We start from the raw sequence: 1,969 nt of genomic DNA on the forward strand, positions 1-1,969 counted from the left end.
AGGTCCAGCTCCTGGTCGCACAGCGCGAGGAACCAGTGGTTGCCGCGCGCCATCGCCAGCGCCTGGGGCACGGGAACGCGGATACCCCCGTCGGTCTGGCCGCAGCCGGCCAGGGTGGTGAGTTGGTCCAGGTCGACACGCACCACGATCGCCGCCGGCGCTCCGGTCTTGCGGGCGTCGGCGGACAGGGCCAGGTGCAGGGCGTGGACCATCGCGTCGTGCATGCGCTGGCCGTCGGTCCGGGTGTCTGGCGCGTCCGCGTCAGGCCACAATCGGCCGGGCTGGCCCCAACGGGCGTGCACCTCGCGCATCAGGGCTGCCAGCTGCGGATCCATGGTCATGCTGGCGCTGGCCATCAGGTCCAGTCCCTGGCCTCCGCATGAGACCGACCTGCGGCGGGCCCGTTCTTCGGCACCTCGTTCGGTGCGGCCCGGGTCCAGGGTGTCGAGCAGCTGGTGCGCGTGCTCCTGCAATTGCCGGGTGGTGGACTTCTCGGCAGCCTCGAGCAGTTGCTGTTCCAGGCGATCGCGCACCTCGTCGTCACACTCATCCGACAGCGCGGCCAGCGCCTTACCGATGATCCTCAGCTGCCCGGCCGAGACCGTGCCGGCACCGCTGGCGCGCATGCGAGCGGAGTCGGCGATCCCGGCATCGTCGAGGCGTCCGCGGGCCTCCCCGGGCGCCAGACCCAGGCCGCCGGTGAGCATCTGGCGGTCGTTGACGAAGCCCATCTGACGGGCGGTGCCCGATTCCCGGGCCGCGGCCATGACCCGGGCCTGGGTCGCGCGGATCCGGCGTTGGGCCTGTTCGAGCGCGACGAGCTCGGTGTGCAGCTGGGTCGAGGAGGTGTGGGTCCAGTCGCGTTGTAGGTGCAGATCGAGTGCGGCGAGGATCGCCCGCAACTCTCCACCCACGCTGTCGCCGTTCCCGTTCTCGCTCATGTGTTCGATTAGATCATCCGGGTACGACACTGTCCGTCGACGCAGTTCACGCGGCGTATCGACCGATCCGGAGGCCGTTACCAGGGCCAGAACGCCTTGATCATCGGCGAGATGAACAACCAGGCCAGCGCCAGGTAGAAGATCACGACTGCGGCGATGAGGGTCACCACGTCGGACGGTTGGATCACGGACTTGAGCTGCTTTCTGCGATAGGCCACCCGGCGGTCCAATTCCTCCCAGCGCTGCAGTTGAGGATCGATGTCCGTGTCCGCCTCGGCCCCCTCGCCGACGTCTGCAGGTTCTCTTTCGTTCTCGGTGTGGTCCATCCGGGGTCCTTTCTAGATCGCGTAGTGGTACTGCCGGAGCAGCAGGTCATGATGTTCGGTCACCGATTTGTAGGCCAGTTCGCCGAACTTCTTGCCCATGGGGGAGCCTGCCGCTGCCCCTGCGCCGGCCCCGACGAGTGCGCCGTAGGGGCCGGCGTAGGAGCCGCCACTGGCTCCGAGCAGCGCCCCGCTCGCCATTCCGCCGCCCAAGGCGCCACCGGTCTCCGTAGCGATCTCGAAGGCGCTTCCTTCGCCACGGGCAAACCGATTCACGCCGTCGTACACCGTCATCCCGGTGCCCAGGGGGCCCGCGACCTTCCCGACGAAGCGAAGTCCGGCGCTGGCCCGCCGGCCGTAGTCGTCGGGGGCGGGGTTGAGAACATGCCGACCGCGGGTGACGGGGTCGAGTTCGTCGGCGCGCCTGGGGAGCCCCGCGGACATGGCGCGGGTGAGCGCGTCGACGGCGACGCCGGGCCAAGGATCATCCGGGCCGGGGACCGGGCCCCTGTTGGGCTCCGGAGGGATCGCGTCGTGCAAGCGCGCGGCGATCTCGTCGAGAACGCGTCCGTAGTGCTGGTCGAGTGAGGCCACGACGTCCAGAGCCTCTTCGATTGCCCCGGCATACTCGTCGACCTCGGCCTGGGTGATGTCGTCGCGGCCGGCAGCGGGCGCGAGCGAATCATCGCGGACGACCAGGCCGCG

Annotated in this window: 3 protein-coding genes; all 3 read right to left on the reverse strand. The window is 69.4% G+C overall.

The features are described 5' to 3' along the window. On the reverse strand, positions 1-941 hold a 941-nt coding region (locus tag G6018_RS14375), incomplete at its 3' end, for a DUF222 domain-containing protein (protein WP_182639983.1). A 77-nt stretch (positions 942-1,018) separates the two neighbouring features. Further along, positions 1,019-1,267 carry a hypothetical protein gene (locus G6018_RS14380; RefSeq protein WP_182639984.1) on the reverse strand — a complete coding sequence of 83 codons (249 nt, stop codon included), beginning with the start codon at positions 1,265-1,267 and terminating at the stop codon, positions 1,019-1,021. A gap of 12 nt (positions 1,268-1,279) precedes the next feature. Next, on the reverse strand, positions 1,280-1,969 hold a 690-nt coding region (locus tag G6018_RS14385), incomplete at its 5' end, for a hypothetical protein (protein WP_182639985.1).

Source organism: Dietzia sp. DQ11-44, from assembly GCF_014145205.1.
In the GTDB taxonomy this organism is placed as follows: Bacteria; Actinomycetota; Actinomycetes; order Mycobacteriales; family Mycobacteriaceae; genus Dietzia; species Dietzia natronolimnaea.

What these genes read in the sequence shown, in the direction of transcription:
- G6018_RS14380 (WP_182639984.1), bottom strand. Translation starts at nt 1,267, where the DNA reads ATGGACCACACCGAGAACGAAAGAGAACCTGCAGACGTCGGCGAGGGG.